The sequence below is a fragment of the Oxynema mangrovii CENA135 genome (assembly GCF_016632315.1).
Lineage (GTDB): Bacteria > Cyanobacteriota > Cyanobacteriia > Cyanobacteriales > Laspinemataceae > Oxynema > Oxynema aestuarii.
On record NZ_JAEOXH010000001.1, the window covers coordinates 564,697 to 589,878 of the forward strand.

The window sequence follows — 25,182 nt, forward strand, 5'->3', positions numbered from 1 at the left end:
TTTGAGCGATCGCCTCTTCTAGAAGGTCGATCGCTCGTCTTTTTGTCGAACAACTCAGGTTTTTTATGCTCGTTTATATGGGTTCCGAACAGCTTCAGGAATCGATCGATCGCTTTGTCTTTGAACGTCGGGTGAAGTTAGCTGTGCGCTTTAGCACGCCGATTTTAATTTGGACGATGGGGAAGGTGGGAACGACCTCGATCGCGCGATCGCTAACGAAAGCTATTCCTCAATTGGGTACAGTCTTTGCAGTTCACTTTATCGACGATGGAACCTATCGATCGCGGATTTTGCAGGAAAAACTTGTGCAACAAGATCGACCGATTAAAATTATCACCCTAGTGCGAGAACCGATCGCTAAAAATATTTCCTCATTTTTTCAGAATTACCGACAGCATACTGGAAAGCCTTTTGTTGAAGATCGGTTCAGTGTACCCGAGCTGACCGATCTTTTTTTGAGGGCAAATTTTCATCACAATGTTTTGAATTGGTTCGATTACCAGATTTTAAATTATCTCAATATTGATGTTTACCAAGTTCCTTTTCCACGCCATCGTGGGGTAGCTCGATTCCAGAAAGATAATTTTGATTTGCTGATTTTAAAATCAGAATTAAATAATAGAGTAAAATCTCGTTATCTTGCATCTTTTCTGAATTTAGATAGAGAGTTTAAGATTACTAATTACAATATTGGATCTCGAAAAACCTATGGAAGAACTTACAACAGTTTCAAGCAATTTGTAAAACTTCCAGAAAGCTATATCGATGAAATGTGCGGATCTCGGTATTTTCAACATTTTTACTCGCCAACAGAAATTGCGAGGGTACGCGATCGCTGGATTCGTCGCTAGGAAAGCTAGGAAAATAAGGGTGTTCGGTCTAAATCACCAATCGATCTCTAATCGTTTCCAGATCCAAAGCTTAGCTGGAACTTTGGGTCTTAAAATTATTTATTTACTTTTATCTTTTCTAAGCAATATTTTACTAGCACGATATTTAAAAAGCAGCGATTATGGCAATTATGCTTACACGATCGCCTGGTTAGGATTACTCAATATTATCTCAGTTCTAGGATTGCCACTCATTATTGTGCGCGAAATTGCCATTTATCGAATGCGATCGCAGTGGGATTTAATTCGAGGATTTTTATTTCGGTTAAATCGTGTGGTTTTGCTGGTTTCTGTGGCTTTAAGTAGTATGGTGGCGATCGCAGCTTTGTATTTTGGGATGCTTGCGAATGAATCGATCTATTCTATCTTATCAATTGCCGCTATTTCTATTCCATTTACGGCATTAACAAGCCTCAGACAATCGGCAATGCAAGGATTAAATAAAGTTGTTACCGGACAACTTCCCGAGCTTTTAATTCGTCCGTTACTCTTCACTGTTTTTATTACAATTTTAGGCTCGTTATTTTCTGCACAGTTCAGTGCTAAAAATGCGATAATTTTGCATGTCGTTTCTACGGTATGCGCTTTTTTCTTTGGCTTTTTTTTGCTGATTCGTGTTCTTCCAAAATCGTCAGAAATCAAAGAAGTAAAATACGGATGGCGTGAATGGATATCTGGTGGCTTTCCTTTGACGATCGCCACTCTTATTAATTTTGTTCATTTGCGGATCGATACTTTAATGTTGGGTGCATTTTTAGGAATGCAATCGGTAGCTTTTTATGCCGTAGCGAGTCGGAGTGCGGAATTAGTTGCTTTACCCCTCGCGATCGCTCGACCTTTACTGATGCCGATCTTTTCTAGTCTATCTGCAAAACAAAATTATCAAAAACTAGAATCGGCGATCGCAAAAACGTCGATATTATTATTTTTATCATCTTTACCTATTGCTATTTTATTATTCCTTTGTGGTCGTTATTTTTTGTTGCTATTTGGTGCCGATTTCAAAATGAGCTATACAGCATTATTGATTTTAACGGTAGGTCAATTGATGAATGCTTCTCTAGGATGGATGAGCCAAGTATCGATCGCCATCGAAAATGAAAAAATAATTGCGATCGTTTATGGTTTGAGTAGTTTATGTAATCTATTGATGAATTTATTCCTTATTCCTCGATATGGTTTAGAAGGTGCGGCGATCGCCAATTGTAGTTCTTTGGTTCTCTCTCGTTGCTCGCTCTTGTTTTCAGTTCGACGATTGATTCAATCTAAATCTAGTTTAGAAGGCGATGAATAAGGATATTTTAGAGTCAGATCGACCAATTTTTATTGTTGGAGCTCCACGATCTGGAACGACTTTAATGCGATACTGTTTGAATCGGCATTCGCGAATTTATATTCCACCGGAAACATATTTTTTTGCAAGAATTTACGGGAACAGAAATTTAATCTTAGAGCAGAATATTCCTCGATATGCTGTTGACATTGTAGAAAGGTTTTTAAATTATCGTTTTTCAGAACAATCCGACCATCATTTAAAAGAATATTTTGAATTTAAATATGAATGGATCGAACAGTTGTCGGAAGGAAATTATTCTTATCGAGATGTAGCAACAATATTGTTTGGAAAGATTGCAGGAAAACGAGGGAAACTGCGTTGGGGGGAAAAAACACCGAGTCATATTTTTTATATCGATTTTATTTTAGAATTATTTCCAAATGCAATCATTATTAATATGCAGCGAGACCCTAAAAATGCGATCGCCTCATACCTTTATTGCTCTCATTTACCGGATAATTTTTTCTTAGCCTGTGGTATCTACGAACTCTCTAGGATCTTTGCACGAAAATATTCTCATTGCCTTTATACGGTGCAATATGAAGAGTTAACTCGCTTTCCCGAAAGAGTTCTAAGAAATCTTTGCAAACATTTGAGAGAAAATTTTGAGCCACAAATGCTAAAACCGGGAATGTGTGATTCTTCCTATAGCAAAAAAGTAATTGAAATTGATGAAAAAATAGGAATTATTCCGGATGAACCTGAAAAATGGAAAAAGTATTTAACTCAACAGCAATCAGAATTTATTGATATTTTATTGAATTTTAAATCTAGAGAAAATCAATGGGGTTACTGGTATGATTGGGTGAAAGTTAAAAGATGGCAGTTTTTATTTTTATCTCGAATTTATAAAAATAGATATGGATATGAAAATATTAAGCATTGGTTGAACTTATGACTTGTTAAGTGAATGGCAGTAACAAATATCCCTTATTTCCATTCAATGGAGCATGGAGCATCCCCCTAAATTCTTCTTAAAAATGGGAATCTTGAGATCGACATTATATCTAGAAATAGCTGTAAAAGATCGATTGTGAAATAGAAAAATATTGTGACTTATTCACTCGAAAAAACAATTAAAAAACTTTTTATTTTTTCAGAATCATTCTCTATTTTTCGATGGAGATGGTTGATTCTCAGTATTTTTCCGTTAGGTTGGTTGGGTTCCCTCGATTATTTTAAAGGAGCGAATAGATTAGAAAGTGAATTTACCGATTTAACTATTATTTCTTTTTTGGTTTCTATGTTGATTTTATGGAAATTACGTGGACGATTTCAATTAGAAGCTAATTTTTGGGTGATTTATTTACTTTTATCCATCGGTCATCACCTTCAACTATATGGGATGCTCTATTGGCATTCTCAAGGCAGTAAAACAATCAATATTTTCCCTTCTGCGTTATTTGATTGGCTCTTAAATCTAGAACATTCTATCGAACTTTATCAAATTTCGACATTTAGTTTAATCGGTTTTGCTTGTGCAGTTTTTTGGTTAACTAAAACCCGATATTTCCGGGAAATGTATTATTTTAATATCGATCGCAAATCCATCGAGTCCTATCAATACTTCGAGAAAAAATGGCTTTTAATTTATTTATTAGCTTTGATTATTATTAGTGGTTCGCTAATTTTCCTACAATTCGATCTCAAAATTGGTGCGCGAGTCGATCCGGTTTCTGGCTTTGGTGCAGCATCTCTTCCCTTTAAATTGGCAGGGATTATTAATATAAGTACGAAGCTGGTAGTCCCTGCATTATTTTTAAACTTAATTTTTATTGCTAATTATGTTAGAAATCGTTTTTGTTTCCACCTAGGATTAATTGCATATATTGCTTATTGTTCTGTTTTTACGATTATTACAACGAGTCGTGCATTTATTCCAGGAGCGATCGTTTTACTTTCAATTATTTGGAGTTTTTCTGGTTGCTTAACTGTAGGAAGGCGAAATTTTTTAATTGCGCTTACTCCTCTCTTCCCTCTGATTTTTGGTATTGCAACGCGGTTGCGGTTTCTTAGAGAAGTCGGTCAAGTGGGACAAATCTCTCTTATTCCTGAAGCTTTCAATCAAGTTATTTACAATAGCGAAGTATGGGATAGTTACCTTTACTTTCCTTTAACTCGAATTAATGGATTGACAACCTTATTTTATATTCAAGCTTACCAACCAAAATTTAACTTGGGAACGATTTATCATAGATTAACTGAGTTTAGCTTCAATGTTAACTTGGTTTATAAGCATGAAATATTGGGGATTAATGATTATGGATTTAGTGCATCTCCCGGACTGACTGGATGCTTGTATTTATTGTCGGGTAGTGTATGGCTAGTTGCTGTCGGTGTTTTTTTGCATACCATTTTTTGGTTTTTGCTTTACTATCAAGTTTTTAAAATGAATTTATATACTAAACCTGTCGCTTTAGCAGAAATTCTTTTATTGTCAGCTTTTTTTACTAGTTCGGGATCTTATCATTTAGTCCCTATTTGTTTGTTGGGTATTGGCTTAACTACTTTATTAGGAGAAGTTTTTATTAGATTCTTATTAAATATTTCTATATTGCCATCAAGATAAATAAAATTCATGAAATTCGATTTTTTTAAAAATACAATAAAACTATTTTTTAAAAAATCAAAAATAACGGCTTTAAATTGCTTGTCTCTATACGATCGCCGTCATATTTATGCCATTTGTCTTGGAGATAGTCATATCAAAATTTTCTCTAAGATCGATCGCGATCGCTCGATTCCGGGGATGTACTTTGAAACGATCGCCGTTCCCGGTGCAACAGCACGAGGTTCGATCAATCCCAACTCACGGACTGACGCTTTACAAACCTTTAAAAGACGAATTGAAAGCGCAAAACCCTGGCAATACTTATTTTTTCAATTAGGAGAAGTCGATTGTGGGTTTTTGATTTGGTATTGCGCTCAAAAATACAAGATACCGATTAGAGACGCGCTGGAAACATCAATTTTAAATTACAGTAACTTTTTAGAATGGGTTCGGACTCGCAACCTTCACAATATTTACATTTTAAGTGTTCCTTTACCGACAATTTCAGATGGTGTTGAATGGGGGGAGGTTGCGAATGCTCGCCGAGGAGTGCAAGCATCGCAGTTAGAAAGAACAGCACTGACTTTAGAATATAACGATCGCCTCAAGCAAGAATGCGAAAAGCGTGGATTTTCTTTTATCGATATTACTTCCGAACAACTCAATCCAGAAACTCAGATTGTCGATCCTCGCTTTGTCAATTCGGATATTTTAGACCATCATTTAAACCCGATCGCCTATTCAGAATCGATCGTTGAAACATTGAGATTTGTAATTGAGTTACCATTCTAGCGTGAAACTTTTATTCTTAATCCCATATGTTTTCGTTCCTCCCAGTTTAGGAAACCATAACTTAACTTTTAATCTACTTAAATATGTCAGCGATCGCGCCGAGTGCGATTTAGCAATCTTAATAGACCATGAAACAGAGCGGGAAACTGTCGCCAAGCGGATCTTAAAAGAATTTCCCAAGATTAATCAGATATTTTTTTTTGAAAAGCCAAAAGCTTTAATTAAATTATTCTATCAAATTCAAGCCTGTTGCTATGGATATCATCCGGCGATCGCCCGCTATAAAAGTACAAAACTAGCGCTTTGGTTGCGCGATCGCCTCACGACAGAGCGGTACGATGCCATCCATTTTGATTTATTTTATATGGCTCAATATCGTCAATATTGTCCGGCTATTCCCACTGTTTTAATTGCTTCTGATGCGTATTCGATGGCAGCGCACAAAATTCGATCGCAGACGTCTAATTGGCAATTAGCAGCAAAATATTACATTAATGAACTGTTTTTAAAAAATTACGAACGTCGTATTTATTCTAACTTTGACTTAGTTTGTAACGTCTCGCCGATCGATACTCAATATTTGAGTAATATCTTGCCTAATTCTACCATTAAAACGATTAAAATTGCGATTGCAAGCGAATTCCTCGATCGCCCGATCGCCCGATCCAATACTCCTAAACTTTTATGTACCTTTACTGGAGGAAAACAAGTGGTTGGGGAGGCAGTCGGTCAATTTTTAAACGATTGTTATCGACGGATTAAGCACGATCGCCCCCAAATCCAATTATTCTTGCTTGGGAGAAATATTCAAGCGGCCAAATGGCAAAAACTTTTAGGGAATCGATCCGATATTACACTCAGCAATCGTGTAGAAGATTATATGAGTTTCTTAAGCCAAGACTGGATTTACATTTACCCGCAAACAAATGGATCGGGACTGAAAACGAAAGTACAACAAGCAATGGCAGTAGGTTTACCTGTGGTTGGTTCGCCGGAAGCCTTTGCAGGATTGCCGATCCAACCAGGGAAACAAGGCTTTATTTGTCATTCGCCAGAGGAATTTTATCGCTCTATCGATCGCCTTTTGAGCGATCGCGCGCTCCGCGAACAAATGGGTCGAGCTGCATCCAATTTTATTCGCAAAAACTTTTCTAGAGAAGTCGCTGGAGCGCAAATTTTAGAACTGTACCGGGAAACGATCGCCCGCTACTCCAGCGCGAATTTGGAGAACAATAACGTCAATGATGAATCTTGCATTACCCCTTCTCGAAGCAATTAAACCATCAGCACGAGCGCTCAAATACTTTAGCTTGCGATCGCTCGCCGAATGGAAAATACGCACCAATCGCGATCGCTGCCACTTTTTAAATCCCCTTCCGTTCGCATTTATTGTCAGTTGCGGACGGTCGGGGACGACGATTTTAGGGGATTTTTTAGGCTCTCATCCTCAAGTAAAATACCTTTACGAACCCTATTATTTGTGGACGGCGATCGATCGCCAAATGGACGTCCATAATTTATTTGAACGGATTGACGGACGCTTGTTAATGGACGATCGCCATGTTGGTGAAGGGAGTCGAGAGCGTTTCGATCGCCTCTTCCGAAGCCAATCGAAAGGCGATCGATCGCGCTTATTTGTCGAAAAAACGCCGCTCAATGCCTTGCGAATTGGATATTTAGAAGCGATCGCACCGGGAGCGAAATTCGTGCATTTAGTCCGCGACGGGGTGCAGGTTTGCCATTCGATCGCGCGGTTGGCGACGGAAAACGAGTATAAAATAGCCGGAAAACCCGCTTTAAATCAGTGGTGGGGGGTCGATAGTTCCAAATGGAAAGCCCTGCAACGCAATGGGATAGAGGCGGGATACTATCCCGAGGAAGCGATCGCACTCGATAGCGATTTGGAAAAAGCGGCTTACGAATGGTTGGTGACCTTGCACGAGATCGATCGCTGGCGCGAACCGTTAGGCGATCGCTTTTATGAATTAACTTATTCTCAATTTCTAGACAACCCACGATCGCATTTGCAGCAATTATGTACCTTTTTAGAATTAGACAGTCCGCGATCGTGGTTGGATGAAGCAGTGGCTCGGATTCGATCGCCGAAAACTCCACAACAATTACATTTGAAGTTACCCCCCGCAATGGCAAGGGCGTTTGACGACTATCAAAAACGTTATCAGTTTGCCAATTTAGCCGAGGTAAAAACTGAGTAATTTTTATGAAAATTTTAATGGTCGTTCCGGCGATCGCTGCGATCTATGGCGGACCGTCTCAGGTCGTCCTTCAGTTAGCGCGATCGCTCGGTCGTCTTGGCATCGAGGTCGATATCGTTACGACTTCTGCGAATGGTAACCGTCATTTAAATGTTCCCTTACATCGATGGATCGATCGCGATTTTTATCGGATTCAGTATTTCGATTTTTGGAATTTTGGCGATTATCGATATATCAGTTTTAAATTGACTAGATGGTTGTGGCATCGCGTTAGAGCTTACGATATCGTCCATACTCATGCATTATTTTGCTATCCGTCCCTACCCGCTCATTGGGCTTGCCAGCAGCATAATATCCCTTATGTGATGACTCCACACGGGATGCTAGAACCGTGGGCCATGGCTTATAAATATTGGAAAAAGTGGTTATTTTTTAAAGGGTTAGAACAGCCCGCGATCGATCGGGCGGCGGCGGTCCAGGCGTTATGCGAGAGTGAAGCGGATCGGGCGCGATCGATCGCGCCGAAAACCCCCGCGATCGTGATTCCTAGCGGGATCGATCGCGCGGATTTCGATCGCCTTCCCGACCCCGAACGATTTTACCGGGTGTTTCCCGAAACTCGCAATAAAACCTTAATCCTCTTCTTAGGTCGCCTCCATCCGAAAAAAGGATTGGATTTACTCGCCTCTGCCCTGCCTCGAATCCGTGCGGAATTACCGCAAATACATGTAGTTGTTGCCGGACCGGATAGCATCGGTTATTTTCCAAAAGTCAAGAGTTTTTTTAGGCAAGTAGGGGGTTTAGATGCGGTAACATTTACAGGAATGCTGCACGGTCAGTTGAAGTATGCGGCGTTGGCGGCGGCAGATCTGTACGTTTCTCCCTCCTATTCCGAGGGATTTAGTCTGTCGGTGTTGGAAGGGATGGCGTCGGGATTGCCCTGTGTCATTACAAAAGGGTGTCATTTTCCTGAAGCGGCGAGCGATCGCGCGGTTTGGGAAGTCAATCCGGATCCGGTGGAAATTGCCGAAGCGACGATCGCGGTGTTGAAAGACCGCCGATTCGCCCGCGAAATGGGCGATCGCGCGCGCCAATTGATCTTTACAGAATACACGTGGGAACGAATCGCCGATCGCCTACGATCGCTATATCTTACCCTCGGCGATCGCGATCGATTCTCCAGATCTGTAAGACAAATTATTCTCTAAGCCAGAAAATTATAGACTCTACAATCACTCATGACTGCTTTACCTTTAAATTACGAATTCCCCTACAAAGACGATCGCCTCAAGGAAACCCATTTTTATTTAATGAAACCGTTTTTATCTTTGCTGGGAGATCCCGTCAGTCAGGAAGGAAAAGCGCTTAGAATTCTCGATCTCGGCTGTGGAAATGGCAGTTTTAGTCATTGGTTAGCGGAACGGGGTTATCACGTGGTTGGGGTTGAAGAATCTAGCCAAGGAGTTGAGATCGCCCGTCGGAGTTTTCCCGATTGTTCTTTCTTTCAAGGAAGTATTTACGATTTACCTTACGAAGAGCTTGGGAATTCCTTCGATCGCGTGATTTCGGTTGAAGTGATCGAGCATCTTTTCTACCCAAAAGAATTAGTGAAAGCGGCGAAACGATGTCTGAAGCCGAACGGTAAGCTGATTCTAACGACACCCTATCACGGATATTTGAAAAACCTGGCGTTGTCCCTTTCCGGGCGCATGGACGCTCATTTTCACGTCGATCGCGATGGCGGTCATATCAAATTTTTCTCGGTTAAAACCCTTGGCGAGTTATTGCGATCGCATGGTTATACCGATCTTGAGTTTGCTTTTGCGGGAAGAGTGCCTTATTTATGGAAATCGATGTTATGTGGTTGCCGTCCGGTGGGCGATCGGGGCTAATTTTTCTCCAATCGAATCGTTAAAATTTCGCTTAATAACTTTTGCCAATATCCAAAATCGCCTTGGATGTTTTATTCTATTTAGGAATACTTTTTTAAGATAACTTGATACGATCTGTCTTTTTTAAAGATCTTATAAGTGACTGGGTATTACCCTATTCTTAAGATTGAGAAATCAGTAAAAATACGGAAGTTTTCAAATATCTTACTTTTTTAAAATCGGGAACTTGATTCTTTAAATAAAGTCTCAGTAATTAGCAAGACTGAAGTAATACTTGGCAAAAATCGAGTTTCTTCAGTTAGTCTATTTATTGGAATTTACCTCTCTTTTGGCGGCAGACAAGTAAGTAAGACAGGATTTTAGCTGGCTTTTAGCCAGCTTTTTTTATGACTCAAAAACTCCCATCGAAAATACACGGATATTGAATTTCAGTGCGTTTACGGATGACGATCGCGGATTAGAAAGGAAAGAATAAGGTATAGAAATCACTCGAAACATCCGATGAAGGCGATCGGAAAGAGTTAATGAATCGATAATTCTCGTTCTGATTGCTGAGTGATGCTGCCCTTTTTAAATCCATCTACCGAGTTAGTAATTCGTCTCCAGAGGTGCTTCTACCAAGCCTCGACAGGCAAGTTTCGCCGATGGAGAAGTGAAAGTAATGGCTCGCGAAAGGACTCTTGTTGTTATCGATCCGGCTGTTGAAAATTATCAAGATTTAGTAGCGGGAATTGACCCGCAAGCCCGAGTAATAGTCCTCGATTCGGAGCGGGATGGAATCGCACAAATTAGTGAAATTCTCGATCGCGTAGCGTCTCCGAAGGAAAATCGCGAAAGCGAAGTTTCGGCCCTTCATATCGTCGCTCACGGCGAAGTCGGTCGGGTTCGTTTGGGCAATTCCGAACTCACTCACGCCAACTTAGAAAACTACGGCGCGCAATTACAGCAGTGGGCTGACGCTTTGAGCGATCGCGCCGACCTTCTCTTTTACGGTTGCAACTTAGCCGCCGGGGAAACGGGAAGCGCCTTTCTCCAGGAGTTGGCGAAGCTGACGGGGGCGGATATTGCGGCGTCGGACGATGTCACCGGGAGTCTATTTCGAGGGGGCGACTGGGAGTTAGAAGTCAATACGGGCAGTATTGAAGCGCGATCGCCGTTTGCGGCAGAATTGATGGCGCGATATCCCGGGTTGCTAGCCCTACCGACGGCGCCGACCAACAATTTAGATGTTTCCGGGGCGACCTACATCGGCGGAAGCGGGGACGACTTCGCTAATGCGGTGGATATTGCGCCGACTGGGGGCATCGTCGTCCTCGGGGGCGACTGGCCCGGTCACGATCCCGGGGGAACCTCGACAGACTTACTCGGCGGCGGGACGGGGGCGATCGTCCGTTACGATAGCGCCACGAATGCGGTGCTATCGACCACCCGGGTACCGAGTAGTGTCAAAGATTTGGAAATCAATTCGACGACCGGGGAAATCGCGATCGCCGGAGATTTCGGGGTCGCGGTGCTCGGTCCGGACGCCCGTACCGTCGTTTGGAGTGCCAATCCCGGCGCCGTGGAACGGGTGGCGATCGACGACAGTGGAACCGTGGCGGCGTTGCGCGATGTCGGCGGCGGAACCGACGAGATCCGGGTCTACAACAGCAGTGGCGTGGCGATCGGCAGTTGGAATACGGGCAGTTCGAGCCGTCATTTCAACGACGTGGCGATTACGGCTCAAAATGGCGGGACGGTGGTGGTCACGGGCTATCACCAGAAAACCAGTCAATTGCAAGTGGCGTTCAATCGGGCGTTGTCTTATGACGGGTCGGCGGTGAAATGGACGGGCTACGATTTCTCGGCATCCGCCATCCAGTCGGCGAATAAAATGGCCGATACCCGAGGCATTCGGGTGGCGATCGGTCGCGACGGTCAGCTTTATATTGCCCATAAGGTCAATGGCGGTACCGGATCGTCGATTTTCTCCCGCGACCCCCTGAATTTGTCGGCGTCGGCGGCGGCGAATACGGTGCAAACCGACAGTTACAATACCCCGAATAATGTCGGTTCGGTGGATATGACCTGGTACGGTCGTTACGATTTGGCCAGTGGGGGGTTGGTGAAAGGTCAGTCCTTGCTGACGCGCTTGAGTAGCGGTTCGGGGAATAGTTTGCGGCGCAACTCGATCGCGGCGGACGAGCAAGGGAATGTCTACATTGCCGGAGATGCATCCTACGCGATCGCCAACCGCGACGGACAGCAACTCGCCGGACAGGCGATCGGACCTTATGCCGGAGACGGTCACGTGCTGATCGTCAAAAACGATTTTAGCGAGCGTTTGGTCTGGACCCCGTTTCCCGGCGGTTCGGGGAAAGCCTTTAATGTCAGAAACGGGATTGCCGCCGCCGCACTGACGGTCAATGCCACGAACGCTCAAGTCACTCACAATGCCTTGCAAACCACGTCCGGCGGCGGTCAAGATGGCTACTTAGCGGTGATTGGCGGCAATAGCGCCCCCGTACCCACCGTAGAGCCGGATAATAGCGATTCCCTCAACGGGACGTTTGGCGAGGATTCTTTAATCGGGGGCAGTGCGGACCAGACGATCGTCGCTCACAAAGGCAACGACTATCTCGATGGCGGCGACGGCAATGACGTACTTTACGGTCATGGCGATAACGATACCTTGTTCGGGGGCGGCGGTCACGACAGCCTTTATGCCGGGTGGCACGATGACAGGCTGTACGGCGGCACGGGCAACGATACACTTTATGCCGATAGCGGCAATGACTGGCTCGAAGGGAACGAGGGAGAGGATAGATTGTTCGGTCAACCGGGGAGCGATCGCCTCGTCGGCGGCGCCGGGAATGACAGTGTTTACGGCGGTACGGGGAATGACACCCTCAGTGGCGTCGATCCGGACAACCCGACCCCCGGGGCGGCAGAAGTAGACCTCTTGCGCGGCGATGGGGGTAGCGATACCTTCGTCCTCGGCGATGGGATGCGCGTCTATTACGACGATCGCGCCCTCTCGACTACGGGAACGCTCAATCTCGCCATTTTGGCCGATTTCAACAAACTCGAAGACCGAATTCAACTGCACGGATCGGCGGCGAGTTACCAACTGGCGGACGTGACGACGGGAACGGGAATTTATTACACCACAGGGCAAACCGCTCCCGAATTAATCGCGATCGCCCGCAACGTCAGCAGTGCCGAATTGAACTTGAACGAGAGTTATTTTACTTACGTGTAATCCCGTTTCAATCGAACTCGGCGATCGGGTCTCGACATCACCCAGTTTTTCAAACAACAGAATCTATTGAGGAGAGTTTTACACAATTCATCCTCGATTTCGATTCGCCTAAAAACCTTCATTCACCTAGTCAATTACGGAGACAGAATCATGGCAATTTTAACCGTTACCACCACCGCAGACAACGGCACCGGGTCTTTGCGCGAAGCCCTCCAACTCGCCCAAAGTGGCGATACCATTCAATTCGATTCCTCCCTGGCCAACAGCCAAATTACCTTGACAAGCGGCCAACTGGACATCAATAAAACTCTGACCATTGATGGAGCCAACGCACCGGGTCTTACAATTAGTGGTAACCATCAAAGTCGTATCTTTTTTACCACGCACGATCTCGATTACAATCCCATCGACGTTACCCTGAGAAATTTAATTCTTGCCGATGGAAAAACGAGTGAAATTGGCGAACCCGGTGGTGGCGGTGCCATTCGCACCATCGGACAAACGAATTTGATCGTCGAAAATAGTGAGTTTAGAAATAACGTGGCTGCCGGAGAAGGGGGCGGGGCGATTTTCTCGGGCTGGCGAAGTAAAACTACCGTTATTAACAGTAAATTCGACAATAATAACGGAGTTTCGTTATCTGCTGATGGAGTCGCCAGTGAGAGGGGAGGCGGGGCGATCGCCGTCAAAAGTGAAAGCGAGTTAATCGTCCGCGATAGCGAATTTACTAACAATAAAGGGATTAACGGCGGCGCAATCAATAACTTGTTGAGCAAACTGACCGTCGAAAACTCCACATTTACCAACAACGACTCGACTCCGGGCGGACCGTTCGGAACCCCGGAAACCAACTACACCCGAGGCTTTGGGGGAGCGATTTACGTCGATGGTGCCAGCAACCATCAAGATGCCTCCACCGCAGGTACAATTCAGGTCTCCAACAGTCGGTTTGAAGGCAATAAGGGCGCCGGACAGGGAGGAGGCTTGTTTTTCTACCTCTACAACGACGACAACGCGATCGTTGAAGGGAGTACGATCGTCAACAACTCAGTGATTGAAGATTCTCGGGGGAGTTCTTACGGTGGCGGATTGCGCCATGGGAATGGCGCGTTGACAATTCGCGATACTACATTTGCCAATAATTCGGCCCTTTCTCAGGGAGGGGGCTTGTGGTTGGGCGAGCGATCGCCCGTGGATATCCTCAACAGTACCTTTTCCGGCAACCGCGCCGCCAATGCAGACGGCAGTGATGGACTGGGCGGGGCGCTCACGGTCAATACCGATGACGGTTACGGGATTAATCTAGTCAATACAACCCTAGCGAATAACTATGCCGCCCGCGTTGGGGGGGCTGTATTCAGTGATTCGCAGCCGATTACAGTTCAAAACTCGATCTTTGACGACAACTCGGCGGGCAACCCTAACAATATCTACCAGCACACTTACCGCCAATTACTCGACGGCGGCAACAACATCCAATATCCCCCTAAAAATCCCAGCAATCCCGACGATGCCAACATCACCGCCAATGTCACCCTCGTCGATCCCCAACTCGGCGCCTTGCAAGAACTCAACGGCGCCCTCGTCCATCCCTTGCTCGCAGGCTCTCCGGCGATCGATGCCGGGGGCAGCGTTACGGGGTTGACCACGGATCAACTCGGCGTGGCGCGCTCCGACGGCCAAATCGATATCGGCTCGTTTGAATTTGTCGGTCCGACCATCACCCCCGACAACAGCGACTCGTTGAGCGGAACCTTCGGCGACGATTCTCTATTCGGCGGATCCGCCGACCAAAGAATTATCGCTCACAAGGGGAACGACTACATCGATGGTGGCGAGGGCAATGACCTAATTTACGGTCACGCCGACAATGACACCCTCTTCGGTTCCGGCGGCAGCGACAGCCTTTATGGCGGCTGGCACGAAGATATGCTCTTCGGTGGCTCGGGTAACGATCTCGTCTACGCGGACCAAGGCAATGACATCATCGAAGGCAATGACGGCGATGACGAGTTGTTCGGTCAACCGGGAGACGATCGCCTCACCGGAGGGACGGGGAATGATAACCTCTACGGCGGCTTGGGTAACGACGTCCTCAATGGGGTCGATCCCAATGCGGCGGCTCCCGGTACGAACGAACAAGATCTCTTGAGTGGCGGCGGTAATAGCGATACCTTCGTCCTCGGCGACGCGACTCGCGTCTATTACGACGATCGCGACCCCTCCACCGACGGCAGCACCGATCTGGCCACGATCGCCGATTTCAACAAACTCGAAGACCGCATCCAACTCCACGGGTCGGCAGCGAGCTACCAACTCGGTGAGGTGACCACCGGAACCGGAATTTACTACACCTCCGGCCAAACTTCCCCGGAACTCGTGGCCGTCGTCCGCGATGTTCCCAGTAGCGAACTCAATCTCAATGACAGTTACTTCACCTACGTTTGAGCCTTGAGTTGACCCCTCAAACGAACCCGATCGCGATCGGGTTCGTTCCCTTTTTTTCGAGGTCGGTTCCGGCGAAAACATCCGGTTCACCCCCGACGGCGATCGAGAAATAACTCAGATTGAATCGGTCTCTACCCTCATTTCCCCATGCGCCTCGATTTATATACGACCCAAAACTATACCCCCGGCGCTCCGTTATGGAAGCAGTTATCCTGGTATTTCATCGGCTCTCGTTTGGTTTCTAGCTCCTGGCTGCCTTTTTCTACGTTCAAAGTTTGGGTCTTGCGCTGTTTTGGCGCCCAAATTGGCTGTAGCGTCCGCATCAAACCCGGCGTTCTCATCAAATTTCCCTGGCGCTTGACCGTCGGCGATTGGGTTTGGATCGGCGAACAGACTTGGATTGACAATCTCGCTCCCGTTACTCTCGAAAGTCACGTCTGTTTGTCTCAATCGGTCTATCTGTGTACCGGAAACCACGACTGGTCCGACCCCCGCTTTACCCTCCAACTCGGCGAAATTTATATCGAACGCGGCGCCTGGATCGCAGCGCGCGCCACTGTCGGACCGGGGGTGCGCGTCGGTCGCGAAGCGGTCTTGACTTTAGGGAGTGTGGCGGCGCGATCGCTCGCTCCCCTGACGGTTTATAGCGGTCATCCGGCCCAAGCGGTCAAAACTCGCGTTTTACACCCCCTCGATCCTCCTCCCGACGGCTTGCCTCGCGAACGCCCTCAAAATAACCCTCAAACGATTTAACCCATCTGCGTTCGTTGCCCTTTTTTCGAGCGGGGCGATCGGCTAAAAAATAATAACAAACGCACTGACGAGAATTTATTCTCGTCGGATCGACTCTGCCAATTTTAATTGTTAAAATGCTATTGTTTGGCGTCACGACGCAATAAAAAGTTACCTCGGACATGGCATCGGTTATCCCGTTTCCGATACCCGTGTCCTGTATGGCTCACTGTAGGATTGTTCCCCCAATCACAATGAAAAAACCCGAAATTGTAAGTATCAGAAAATCTACGGAAAAACCTAAAGAAACTAACCCGGCTGAGGAAGAGCTTCGCGAACGGTCGGAGGCTGGCGAACAACCTCAAGAGTCCTCGGAGACGGAGCGACTCAGCTCCGATACTTCCAAACCGGAAAGCAAACCCAAGCCGAAACCGAAGATCGTTGCGCCTTTGCCGGAATTGGAAGCTGTCAGTAACAGTGAGGGAGAAACTTTTGAGGTCGGCGATAACATCGTCGTTCGTAACTGGAACGGTCAGCCAATTGTCGTTACGATCTCGAAATTATATTCGGATCCGGAAGGCCAGCAAAGTTATGCCGCTTATTCTCACGAGGAAATTAAAGGAGGCTTTACTAAAGCTGAAAAACTGGTGCGAACCAGTCAAGAATAAATATTTTCCTGGGGTTTAAATTTTTGACGGTCTGCCAGTTCGTCCCCTGGGTTTTCTCTTTTTAACTGTTTGCTTCTCTCCCTATTTCAAAATAAAATAGAACGGCCCGGAATCTTTCGGTTTCGGGCCGTTCTATTGGTGAATTTTCTCCGTTCTAGATTGACTCATCCGCTCGGCGCGATCGCCCCGCAAATTTATCGATCCCCCTCTTTGGGTTCCGATTCCGATTGGGGGACGTTCGGGACTTTTCTTGGGCTCGGAGGCAACAATCCCGCAAAAGTCCAGGTGTAGTAAACGGCAAATATTTTACCCAAGTCACGGGATAATTCTTGCCAACGATCTGATGAATTATTCGGGTTTTCTCTGTTGGGTTTTTCGGGATGCATCCTCTCGTCTCCTTACTCGCACGAGCGGCAAAAGTCGGGCTAATTTTTGATGGTCTCTTGACTTCTATTGTCGCCTTTTCTTGGGGCGATCGCCCGCGATCGATCTCAACTTGAAGGGCGATCTAAATCTTTCTTTTGAGCGATCTCAAACACCGATTTCCAGTGACTTCGTGCAGGAGATCGCCCCACGGGCGCGTCATGACAAACCCCTCGACCGAGACTCGGCAGCTCGAATCGCTGAAAATTCGTCACAATGGCCGTTCTACTGGGATGGGGTCGGGGTGACGGCGATCGCACCCTCCCTGCTTGTAGATCTCAGCTATTCCGTGCGCTTTATCACAAAAATTAGGGGAAACCGTGGCTAAGATTGAAATATAGCAAAAATCCTCAATCAAAGAGGGCAAAAAAATGTCCACCACACTTTTAAAAAAACCGGAAACTTCTGTTAGCCAAACTCAACCCCGTCGCGACAACCCGTTGTTCGCTCTCATCGATCGCGCCAAAGCCAGAAAACCCCATCCCTTGACCGCTCATTGGGAACGCGCTCGTGACGGCTCTCTCGTTTGCCAATGGGATCTCGAACCCTGAATGCGTCCTAGCGAAACTCTATTCCGTCTCTACTCGTGTTTGAATGCTTCCCTCACTAACCTCCCCAATCACCGGGAGGTTTTTTAATGGCTTCCAATCCCAGGGGCGATCGCCGCTTCGCCCTAAATTGTAAAGACTTATTAAACCAGTGGGGGGTATAACCCCTCACTGGTTTAATGTAGATCTCAGTAGATGCACCCTGATGGCTTCCCGTTCGATGCGAGCGGGATTTTTTTTCTCTGTTTCGAGAATAGCATTTAGCGCCAATACGGTCGCCCTTTCCAAAAGACGCCGAGGCTAATTCCAATTAAAGACAGGCGAGACAAGGCCAGCAAGAGCGAGGGTAAAGGGAACAGAGATTTCACTCCTACGCCGAGCAGCAGACAAAACACCAACGCCCAAAGAGTAGAACGATTGAAGAAAGAAGGGGCATACCACTGCTCGCCCAGGAATACCCCAAAGGCGCCGAAGCCGACGGCGACACTCAGGGCGATCGCCAGTCCCAAAGGCGGTGCAAACAACAACTCCAAACTGTGTCTGAAACTCGCCGACACTACCGCCACCCAAAAGAGGGTAAAATCGAGGGCGGCCAGGGCCACCGTCGCGACAGCAGCCACTTGCAACAGCGATCGCCACGGTAACTGTTTCAAAGACTGGAACGGACTGCTCATCTCAAGACCCCTCAGTTAAATTTTCCCTATTTTATCGGGGGCGATCGCGCCGTTGACAGTTGCCCGGATGGACAGTAGAGAATTCCCAGAAAAGCCTCGGCGATCGCCGTCCTATCCCCAGGGGGAGGATCGCGATCGCCCGAACGCCAATGTTTTAATAGGGGACAACACGAGAGTGCCGCTCCAGGAGATCCCGAGAGGCACCTGTAAAATGACGGTAAACCGCGTTCCCATCCGCTCGCGATCGCTCCTAGCCATGACCTCTGAAATTGCTGAATCCTTAAATTCTGCCCCGACCTCCGAACCGCTCAAACTCCTGATTGTCGAAGACGATCCGATGATGCAACTGGGGTTAGAGCAAGCCTTATCCACCTACCCCCACCTCGAAATCGTCGGCCAAGCCGAAGACGGCTTTCTCGGTGTCGCCGCCGCCCGTCAACTGCAGCCCGATCTCGTCGTCATGGATATCGGACTGCCCCGCTTGGATGGCATTGCCGCCACCCAACAAATCAAAGAAGAACTGCCGGAAGTGCGAGTAGTGATGCTGACCTCTCACACCACCGAAAACGAAATTATTGCAGCCCTGTCCAGTGGGGCCGATGCCTACTGTATCAAAGGGGCTAGCGTCGATCGCCTCGTCGCCGCGATCGCCGCCGCCTCCGAAGGCGCCACCTATCTCGATCCCCAAATTGCCCGCCTGGTGATCGACCACCTCAAACCCCCCGCCACCCCGACTAATATCGGTCAACTCTCCCAACGAGAACTCGAAGTCCTCAAACTGATGGTCGAAGGCTACAGCAACCCCGAAATCGCTGCCGCCCTCTACCTCAGTCCCAACACGATTAAAACTCACGTGCGCGGCATCATGAACAAACTCGCCGTAGACGATCGCGTCCAAGCCGCCGTGGTTGCCTTGCGCTCCGGCTTAGTCTGAGCGACCTTCCTCTCCCAATCCCCCAACCCGGACGATTTGCGCCCTTTCCCCGCCCTCGACCACCGCCAGACAAAATCGAAACAAACAGTTAAATTTTGTCTTAGGAGAAGCGAGCACTCAAGCGAGTGCGCCCCTTGCGATCCTCCTAGGTCGTCGCCGTGCGATCGCCGCCCCCTGTGTGAGAGGAGAATCCCCCTATGTTCGCCCTTCCCGGCATTACGATCGGTGAGACAATTTACGAAAGTTCCCAGTCCCTCGTCTGTCGGGGCGTGCGCCATGCAGATAACCGACGGGTGATTCTCAAAATTTTGCGCTCCGAAGTGCCGACCGAGGCCGAAATCACCCGCTACCAACAAGAATACGAACTCACGCGCTCCCTAGACCTCGAAGGGGTCGTCAAAGTCTACAGCTTGGAGCGCGATCGCGACCGCCCGATCGCGATCCTCGAAGACTTCGGCGGTCGCTCCCTCGATCGCCTCGCAGGCGATCGCCCCTTAAGCCTCGAACAATTCCTTCACGTCGCCGTCGAGCTCACCGACACCCTCGCCCACCTCCACGCCGCCCACATCATCCACAAAAACATCACCCCGGCCAATATCGTTTTCAATCCCACCACCGGACAAGTCAAACTGATCGATTTCGGCATCGCCAGCCTTTGCACTCGCGACAACCAAGCCCTCGACAACCCCAAAGCCTTAGAAGGCACCCTCGCCTACCTCTCTCCCGAACAAACCGGACGCATGAATCGGGCGATTGACTACCGCACCGACTTCTACTCCCTCGGCGCCACCTTTTACGAACTGCTCGCCCGTCAGCCGATGTTCGACCCCCAAGGCGACCCCCTCCAACTGATCCACGCCCATATTGCCAAACAACCCACTCCCCTCCACGATCTCAACCCCGATCTCCCCCGGGCCATGTGCGAGATCGTGATGAAATGCCTCGCCAAAAGTGCCGAAGACCGCTATCAAAGTGCCTGGGGCATTCACGCCGATCTGGTCATTTGCCGGATGCAACTGGAAGCCACCGGAGAAATCGAAGACCTGATTCCTGGCGAAAACGATATCTGCGATCGCTTTCAGATTCCTCAAACCGTCTACGGCAGACAAGCCGAACTCCAAACCTTACGCCAAGCCTTCGATCGCAGCGCCGCCGCCACCGAACCCGGCAGCAATCGCCACGGCATCGAACTGGCGATCGTCCGAGGGGCCTCCGGTATGGGCAAAACCTCCCTAATTCGGGAACTCTACAAACCCGTCGTGCAACGAGGCGGCTACTTCTTCTCCGGCAAATTCGACCGTCTCGGCGCCAAGCGCCCCTATCAAGCCATCATCCAAGCCTTTGACGAATCGATCGCCCAACTGCTCACCGAAAGTGCCGAAAACCTCGAACTCTGGCGCCAAAAACTCGATGCGGCTCTGGGCGATCGCGCCAAAATCGCCGTCGAAGCCATCCCCCAACTCAAACTCATCCTCAAAAACATTCCCTCCGGCGAACGCGAAAGCGTCTCCAAAGGAGAATCGCCCCCCAACCACGACACCCCCAATCGCTTTCACCTCGTTTTTGAAAACCTGGTGCGCGTCTTCACCCAACTCGAACATCCCGTCGTCCTCTTCCTCGACGATTGGCAATGGGCCGATCCCGCCTCCTGGCAACTGATCCGAGCGATCTTAACCGCCCCCGACAGCCATTCCTTATTCGCCATTCTCGCCTGTCGCGACACCGACCCCCCCTTCGATGCCCGATGGGACGCCACCCTCGCCGAAGTGCGCCAACACGGCGTCGGCATTAGCGAGATCGCCCTCGGCCCGTTGAGCGACACCGCCGTGAGCGAGTGGATCGCCGATACCTTGCGCTGTTCCCCGGACACCGCCCGCCCCCTGGCGGAAGTCGTCCGCGCCAAAACCAACGGCAACCCTTTCTTTATCAAAGAATTTTTAAACTCCCTCTACGAAAACCAATCGATCGCCTTCGACTATCAGAGCATGAGTTGGCAGTGGTCCTTCGATCGCGTCCGCTCCCAAACGATCGCCGACAATCTCGTCGAACTGCTCGCCGCCAAAATTCAAACCCTCTCCCCCCACACCCAACACCTGCTCCAACGGGCCGCCTGTATCGGTACGGAATTTGACCTGTCAACCTTAGCCCGTCTCGAAAACGCTTCGCCCCCAGACACTGCCGCCCATTTGCAAGAGGCGATCGCCGCTTCCCTCATCTTCCAGTGCGGTTCGAGCTATTCCCCCTTACCCCCCTCCAACCCTTCCCAAACCTCCCGAAGCCTCGACTATCAATTCGCCCACCATCGCATTCAACAAGCCGCTTATTCCCTCATTCCCGAACGCGAACGCGCCGCCTTGCACTGGCAAATCGGCCAACTCTGGCAGCAGCAACTTGAAGAGGACGCCGAACCCGAGCGCATTTTTGCCACGGTCAATCAGTTGAATTGGGCCCGGGCCGCAATGCCGACGGACCGCGATTCTCCGGCACAGACCCTAGAGGAACGCCCCCGCCTCGCCGAACTCAATTGCTGGGCCGGACGCCACGCCAAAACCGCCACCGCCTACTCTCTCGGCCTCCAGTATCTGAATGTCGCCCGCGCCCTGTTGCCCGCCGACGCTTGGCAAAGCCATTATGCCCTCACCTTGGCCGTCTACCTGGAAGGCACCGAACTGGCTTATTTATGCGGCGAGTTCGCCCAGATGTCCGAGTGGGCCGCGATCGTTCGCCAACAGGTCCACTCCCCCCTCGATTGCATCCGGGTCTACGAGCTGCAAATCCGAACCCACGCCACTCGCCAGGAATTCGCCGCCGCCGTCGCTTTGGCGTTGGAAACCCTGCAATTACTCGGGTTCCCCGTTCCCGATCGCCGACATCCCGGGCGCTTGTGGTGGTCTTGTCTGCCCCTGGAAGCGGCTTGGCACCGCTACGGGAGCGCCGGATTGCGCGAACGCCCGCCGATGAGCGACCCGCGCACGTTGGCCGCCATGCGGATTCTCGCCAGCGTCTTTCCCGCGTCCTATTTGGGGGCGAGTCACTGGTTTCCGGCGATCGCGATCGCGCCGATTCGCCTGTCATTGCGCTGGGGTCACGCCCCCGAATCGGCGATCGCCTATGCCAATTACGCCACCGTGCGCTGTGCCCTGTTCCAAGACCTCTCCTCGGGAGTGCGCTGGAGTCAGCTCGCCTGTACCCTCGCCGAAGAGAGCGCCAATCCGACGGTCCTCGCCCGGGTCACTCACATCGTCCATACTTTTGTCCGTTTTTGGCACCAGCCCTTACGGGATACCTTGGCCCCCCTCGCCCGCGCTCGCGCCCTCGCCCTCGACAACGGCGATTCCGAATATGCCGGGTACAGCGCTTTTATCTGGGCTGTACACGCTTATCATTGCGGTTGCGAGTTAAACCGCTTGCTCGCCGAAGTCGAGCAGGCGATCGACATGACCCGGGCGATCGCCCACGACCACGCCCGCACTTCATTGCAAGGTTATCGCAAGATAATTCTTTATTGGTTGGATCGAACGGAAGAAATAGAAGACAGTAAAGCGATCGAAGACAGCGAAACTAACGATAAAAGTACCTTATTTTTCCCGTCGCTCAACCAAACTATCCTCGCCTATCGCTTCGGTCGCTACCGCACGGCGATCGCCCACGCCGACACCTGCCGCGCCAATTTAGATTTGGGCAGTTTTGCCCGCACTGTCTTTTATTTCTACGACTCCCTCGCCCAGTTAGCTGTCTATCCCCAAGCCGACGAGGGCGATCGCCGACAAATCCGCCGCCGGGTGAGCGCCAACCAACGCCAACTCCACCGTTGGGCGAAACACAACGGCGCCAATTTCGCCCATCAATACCACCTCGTCGAAGCCGAACGCCACCGGGTTCTCGGTCGTCCTTTCGAGGCGATCGAAGCCTACGAACGGGCGATCGCCCTCGCTAAAACCCACGATTATCCCCAAGATGTCGCCCTCGCCTACGAACGGGCCGCCGAATTTTACCGCGATCGCGAACTGTTCGCCGCCACCTATCGCGAACAAGCCCGATCCTATTACCAACGCTGGGGCGCCACTCGCAAAGTCCGCGAGTTAGACGACGCCTTCCCGGTCGGCCCGACCCCTCCCGCCACCGACGACCGCCGCGCCACCCTGCGCTTTGGCGGCGAAACCTCCCTCGATTTAACCACGGTGATTAAAGTCTCCCAAGCCATCTCGAGCGAGATCGTCCTCGACAAGCTGCTCGCCAAATTAATGCAGAGTTTGCTCGAAAATGCCGGAGCTCGTAAAGGCTGTCTGATTTTATGTCGCGAGGATGGCTTGTTCCTCGCCGCCGAAAGCGCGATCGACTTCGACGGCGTCAGGGTTCACCCCTCTAGTGCGATCGATCGCGCCGACCGTCTCCCCCTGAGTGTGATTCACTACGTCGAACGCACCCTGTCCGATGTCGTCTTGAGCGATGCGAGTCGGGACGGACAATTTACTGGGGATCCCTATATCGCCGCGTGCGAACTCAAATCGGTCTTGTGTACCCCGATCGTCAATGGAGGACGGGCGATCGCCATTCTCTACTTAGAAAATAACTTGACTGCAGGCGCCTTTACCCCAGACCGCCTCGAAGTCTTGCGCCTGCTCTCCGGTCAAGCCGCCATCTCGATCGACAATGCCTTGCTCTATGCCAATTTAGAAGAAAAAGTTCAAGAACGCACTCAAGAAATTAACGAGAAAAACTTGCGTCTGTCTCAAATGTTGGAAGAACTCAAACGCACTCAAGCCCAACTGATTCAAACGGAAAAAATGTCCAGTTTGGGACAGATGATCGCCGGGGTCGCCCACGAAATTAACAATCCGATCGGGTTTATTTACGGCAATGTCAACCCCGCTCGCGACTATATTGCCAATCTGGTCGAACTGATCGATTTATACCAAAAATACTATCCCGAACCGAAACCGGAAATTAGAGAAAAAATTGAGGAGATCGACCTCGATTTTGTAGTGGAAGATTTGCAAAACTTGATTGCTTCGATGAAATCGGGCGCCGAACGGATTCGCAATATTATTTTAGGTCTGCGTAGTTTCGCCCGACTCGACGAATCGAGTATTAAGTTGGTGGATTTGCACGAGGGGATCGAGAGTACCTTGTTGGTGCTGCAATCGCGCTTGCACGCAAACCGCCATCGCGGCGAGGTCGTGGTGGAACGGGATTACTGCGATTGCCTCCCCAAGGTGACTTGTCATGCATCCCAAGTCAATCAAGTTTTTCTTAATATTTTGAATAACGCCATCGATGCGTTGGATTTACTCGGAACGAATTGTCCTTTACTCGATTTACCCGAGGCGGACGCCCGAGATCCCCAAATTCGGATCGCGACGGAATGCACCGACGAGGAATCGGTCGGGATTACGATCGCCGACAACGGACCGGGAATGACCTCGGAGATTCTCAATCGTATTTTCGACCCGTTTTTTACTACGAAACCCGTCGGTTCGGGAACCGGGTTGGGACTGTCTACGAGTTATCAGATTATTGTCGATCTCCACGGCGGTCGGCTCACCTGCGACTCGCAACCGGGTCGGGGAACCGCATTTAGGATCGAAATTCCTTTACAACCGAAACCGCGCGATCGCCCCCCGGAGGCTTAGATCGATGGGGATCTTTTTGAAGTTCCGGTCGCCGCTTTTTTCTTTTCCAGGACTACATCAAACCCGATCGAATGTCTCCCGTTCGCTCTTTTCTGCCTGCCAGAAGTGAAATCTAAACTCTAAAAGCTCGACTCTAAAATTTTCTCAATCGTCTCGCCTCCCTCTAAACTAGATATGGGCGATGCTCCAAGGGAGCCGCTTCGC

At 49.1% G+C, this 25,182-nt stretch carries 17 protein-coding genes; 16 read left to right on the plus strand and 1 reads right to left on the minus strand.

Features of this window, described 5'->3' with window-relative positions; all coding sequences use genetic code 11:
- Positions 1–185 precede the first annotated feature (185 nt).
- The 14 genes from JJD41_RS02255 (at position 186) to JJD41_RS02325 (ending at position 17,740) form a co-directional block, all read left to right on the plus strand.
- The gene (locus JJD41_RS02255; RefSeq protein ID WP_370583700.1) at positions 186–851 is read left to right on the plus strand and encodes a putative capsular polysaccharide synthesis family protein; all 666 of its coding nucleotides are present in this window, start codon (positions 186–188) and stop codon (positions 849–851) included.
- Complete coding sequence (locus JJD41_RS02260; protein ID WP_200664526.1) at positions 766–2,184, plus strand: flippase; 1,419 nt, start codon at positions 766–768, stop codon at positions 2,182–2,184. The genes JJD41_RS02255 and JJD41_RS02260 overlap by 86 nt, the downstream gene beginning before the upstream one ends.
- Entirely contained in the window at positions 2,177–3,124 is a 948-nt protein-coding gene (locus tag JJD41_RS02265; RefSeq protein ID WP_200664527.1) for a sulfotransferase family protein, read from the plus strand. Before JJD41_RS02260 ends, JJD41_RS02265 begins: the two co-directional genes overlap by 8 nt.
- 153 nt (positions 3,125–3,277) lie before the next feature.
- Positions 3,278–4,795, plus strand: a complete 1,518-nt coding sequence (locus JJD41_RS02270) for a hypothetical protein (protein ID WP_200664528.1) — start codon at positions 3,278–3,280, stop codon at positions 4,793–4,795.
- Positions 4,796–4,804: 9 nt separating this feature from the next.
- Entirely contained in the window at positions 4,805–5,569 is a 765-nt protein-coding gene (locus tag JJD41_RS02275; RefSeq protein ID WP_200664529.1) for an SGNH/GDSL hydrolase family protein, read from the plus strand.
- Complete coding sequence (locus tag JJD41_RS02280) at positions 5,553–6,848, plus strand: glycosyltransferase family 4 protein (RefSeq protein ID WP_234488472.1); 1,296 nt, start codon at positions 5,553–5,555, stop codon at positions 6,846–6,848. The genes JJD41_RS02275 and JJD41_RS02280 overlap by 17 nt, the downstream gene beginning before the upstream one ends.
- Entirely contained in the window at positions 6,811–7,785 is a 975-nt protein-coding gene (locus JJD41_RS02285; protein WP_200664531.1) for a sulfotransferase family protein, read from the plus strand. Before JJD41_RS02280 ends, JJD41_RS02285 begins: the two co-directional genes overlap by 38 nt.
- Positions 7,786–7,790: 5 nt before the next feature.
- On the plus strand, positions 7,791–8,993 hold the full coding sequence (locus JJD41_RS02290) for a glycosyltransferase (RefSeq protein ID WP_200664532.1): 1,203 nt from the start codon (positions 7,791–7,793) through the stop codon (positions 8,991–8,993).
- A gap of 30 nt (positions 8,994–9,023) precedes the next feature.
- Positions 9,024–9,677, plus strand: a complete 654-nt coding sequence (locus JJD41_RS02295; RefSeq protein WP_200664533.1) for a class I SAM-dependent methyltransferase — start codon at positions 9,024–9,026, stop codon at positions 9,675–9,677.
- Between the two features lie 661 nt (positions 9,678–10,338).
- On the plus strand, positions 10,339–12,918 hold the full coding sequence (locus JJD41_RS02300; RefSeq protein WP_200664534.1) for a DUF4347 domain-containing protein: 2,580 nt from the start codon (positions 10,339–10,341) through the stop codon (positions 12,916–12,918).
- 150 nt (positions 12,919–13,068) lie between these two features.
- Entirely contained in the window at positions 13,069–15,366 is a 2,298-nt protein-coding gene (locus JJD41_RS02305) for a choice-of-anchor Q domain-containing protein (RefSeq protein WP_200664535.1), read from the plus strand.
- A 147-nt stretch (positions 15,367–15,513) separates the two neighbouring features.
- Positions 15,514–16,119, plus strand: a complete 606-nt coding sequence (locus JJD41_RS02310) for a WcaF family extracellular polysaccharide biosynthesis acetyltransferase (protein WP_200664536.1) — start codon at positions 15,514–15,516, stop codon at positions 16,117–16,119.
- A 233-nt stretch (positions 16,120–16,352) separates the two neighbouring features.
- The gene (locus JJD41_RS02315) at positions 16,353–16,766 is read left to right on the plus strand and encodes a hypothetical protein (RefSeq protein WP_200664537.1); all 414 of its coding nucleotides are present in this window, start codon (positions 16,353–16,355) and stop codon (positions 16,764–16,766) included.
- Positions 16,767–17,560: 794 nt separating this feature from the next.
- The gene (locus JJD41_RS02325) at positions 17,561–17,740 is read left to right on the plus strand and encodes a hypothetical protein (protein WP_200664539.1); all 180 of its coding nucleotides are present in this window, start codon (positions 17,561–17,563) and stop codon (positions 17,738–17,740) included.
- Positions 17,741–17,997: 257 nt separating this feature from the next.
- Here JJD41_RS02325 and JJD41_RS02330 read toward each other — a convergent pair whose 3' ends face one another.
- Entirely contained in the window at positions 17,998–18,411 is a 414-nt protein-coding gene (locus JJD41_RS02330; protein ID WP_200664540.1) for a peptide chain release factor 1, read from the minus strand.
- A 256-nt stretch (positions 18,412–18,667) separates the two neighbouring features.
- Here JJD41_RS02330 and JJD41_RS02335 point away from each other — a divergent pair, with 256 nt between their 5' ends.
- A complete protein-coding gene (locus JJD41_RS02335; protein ID WP_200667007.1) occupies positions 18,668–19,345 on the plus strand; it encodes a response regulator in 678 nt (225 codons plus the stop codon).
- A 197-nt stretch (positions 19,346–19,542) separates the two neighbouring features.
- On the plus strand, positions 19,543–24,978 hold the full coding sequence (locus JJD41_RS02340) for a trifunctional serine/threonine-protein kinase/ATP-binding protein/sensor histidine kinase (RefSeq protein ID WP_200664541.1): 5,436 nt from the start codon (positions 19,543–19,545) through the stop codon (positions 24,976–24,978).
- Positions 24,979–25,182 lie beyond the last annotated feature (204 nt).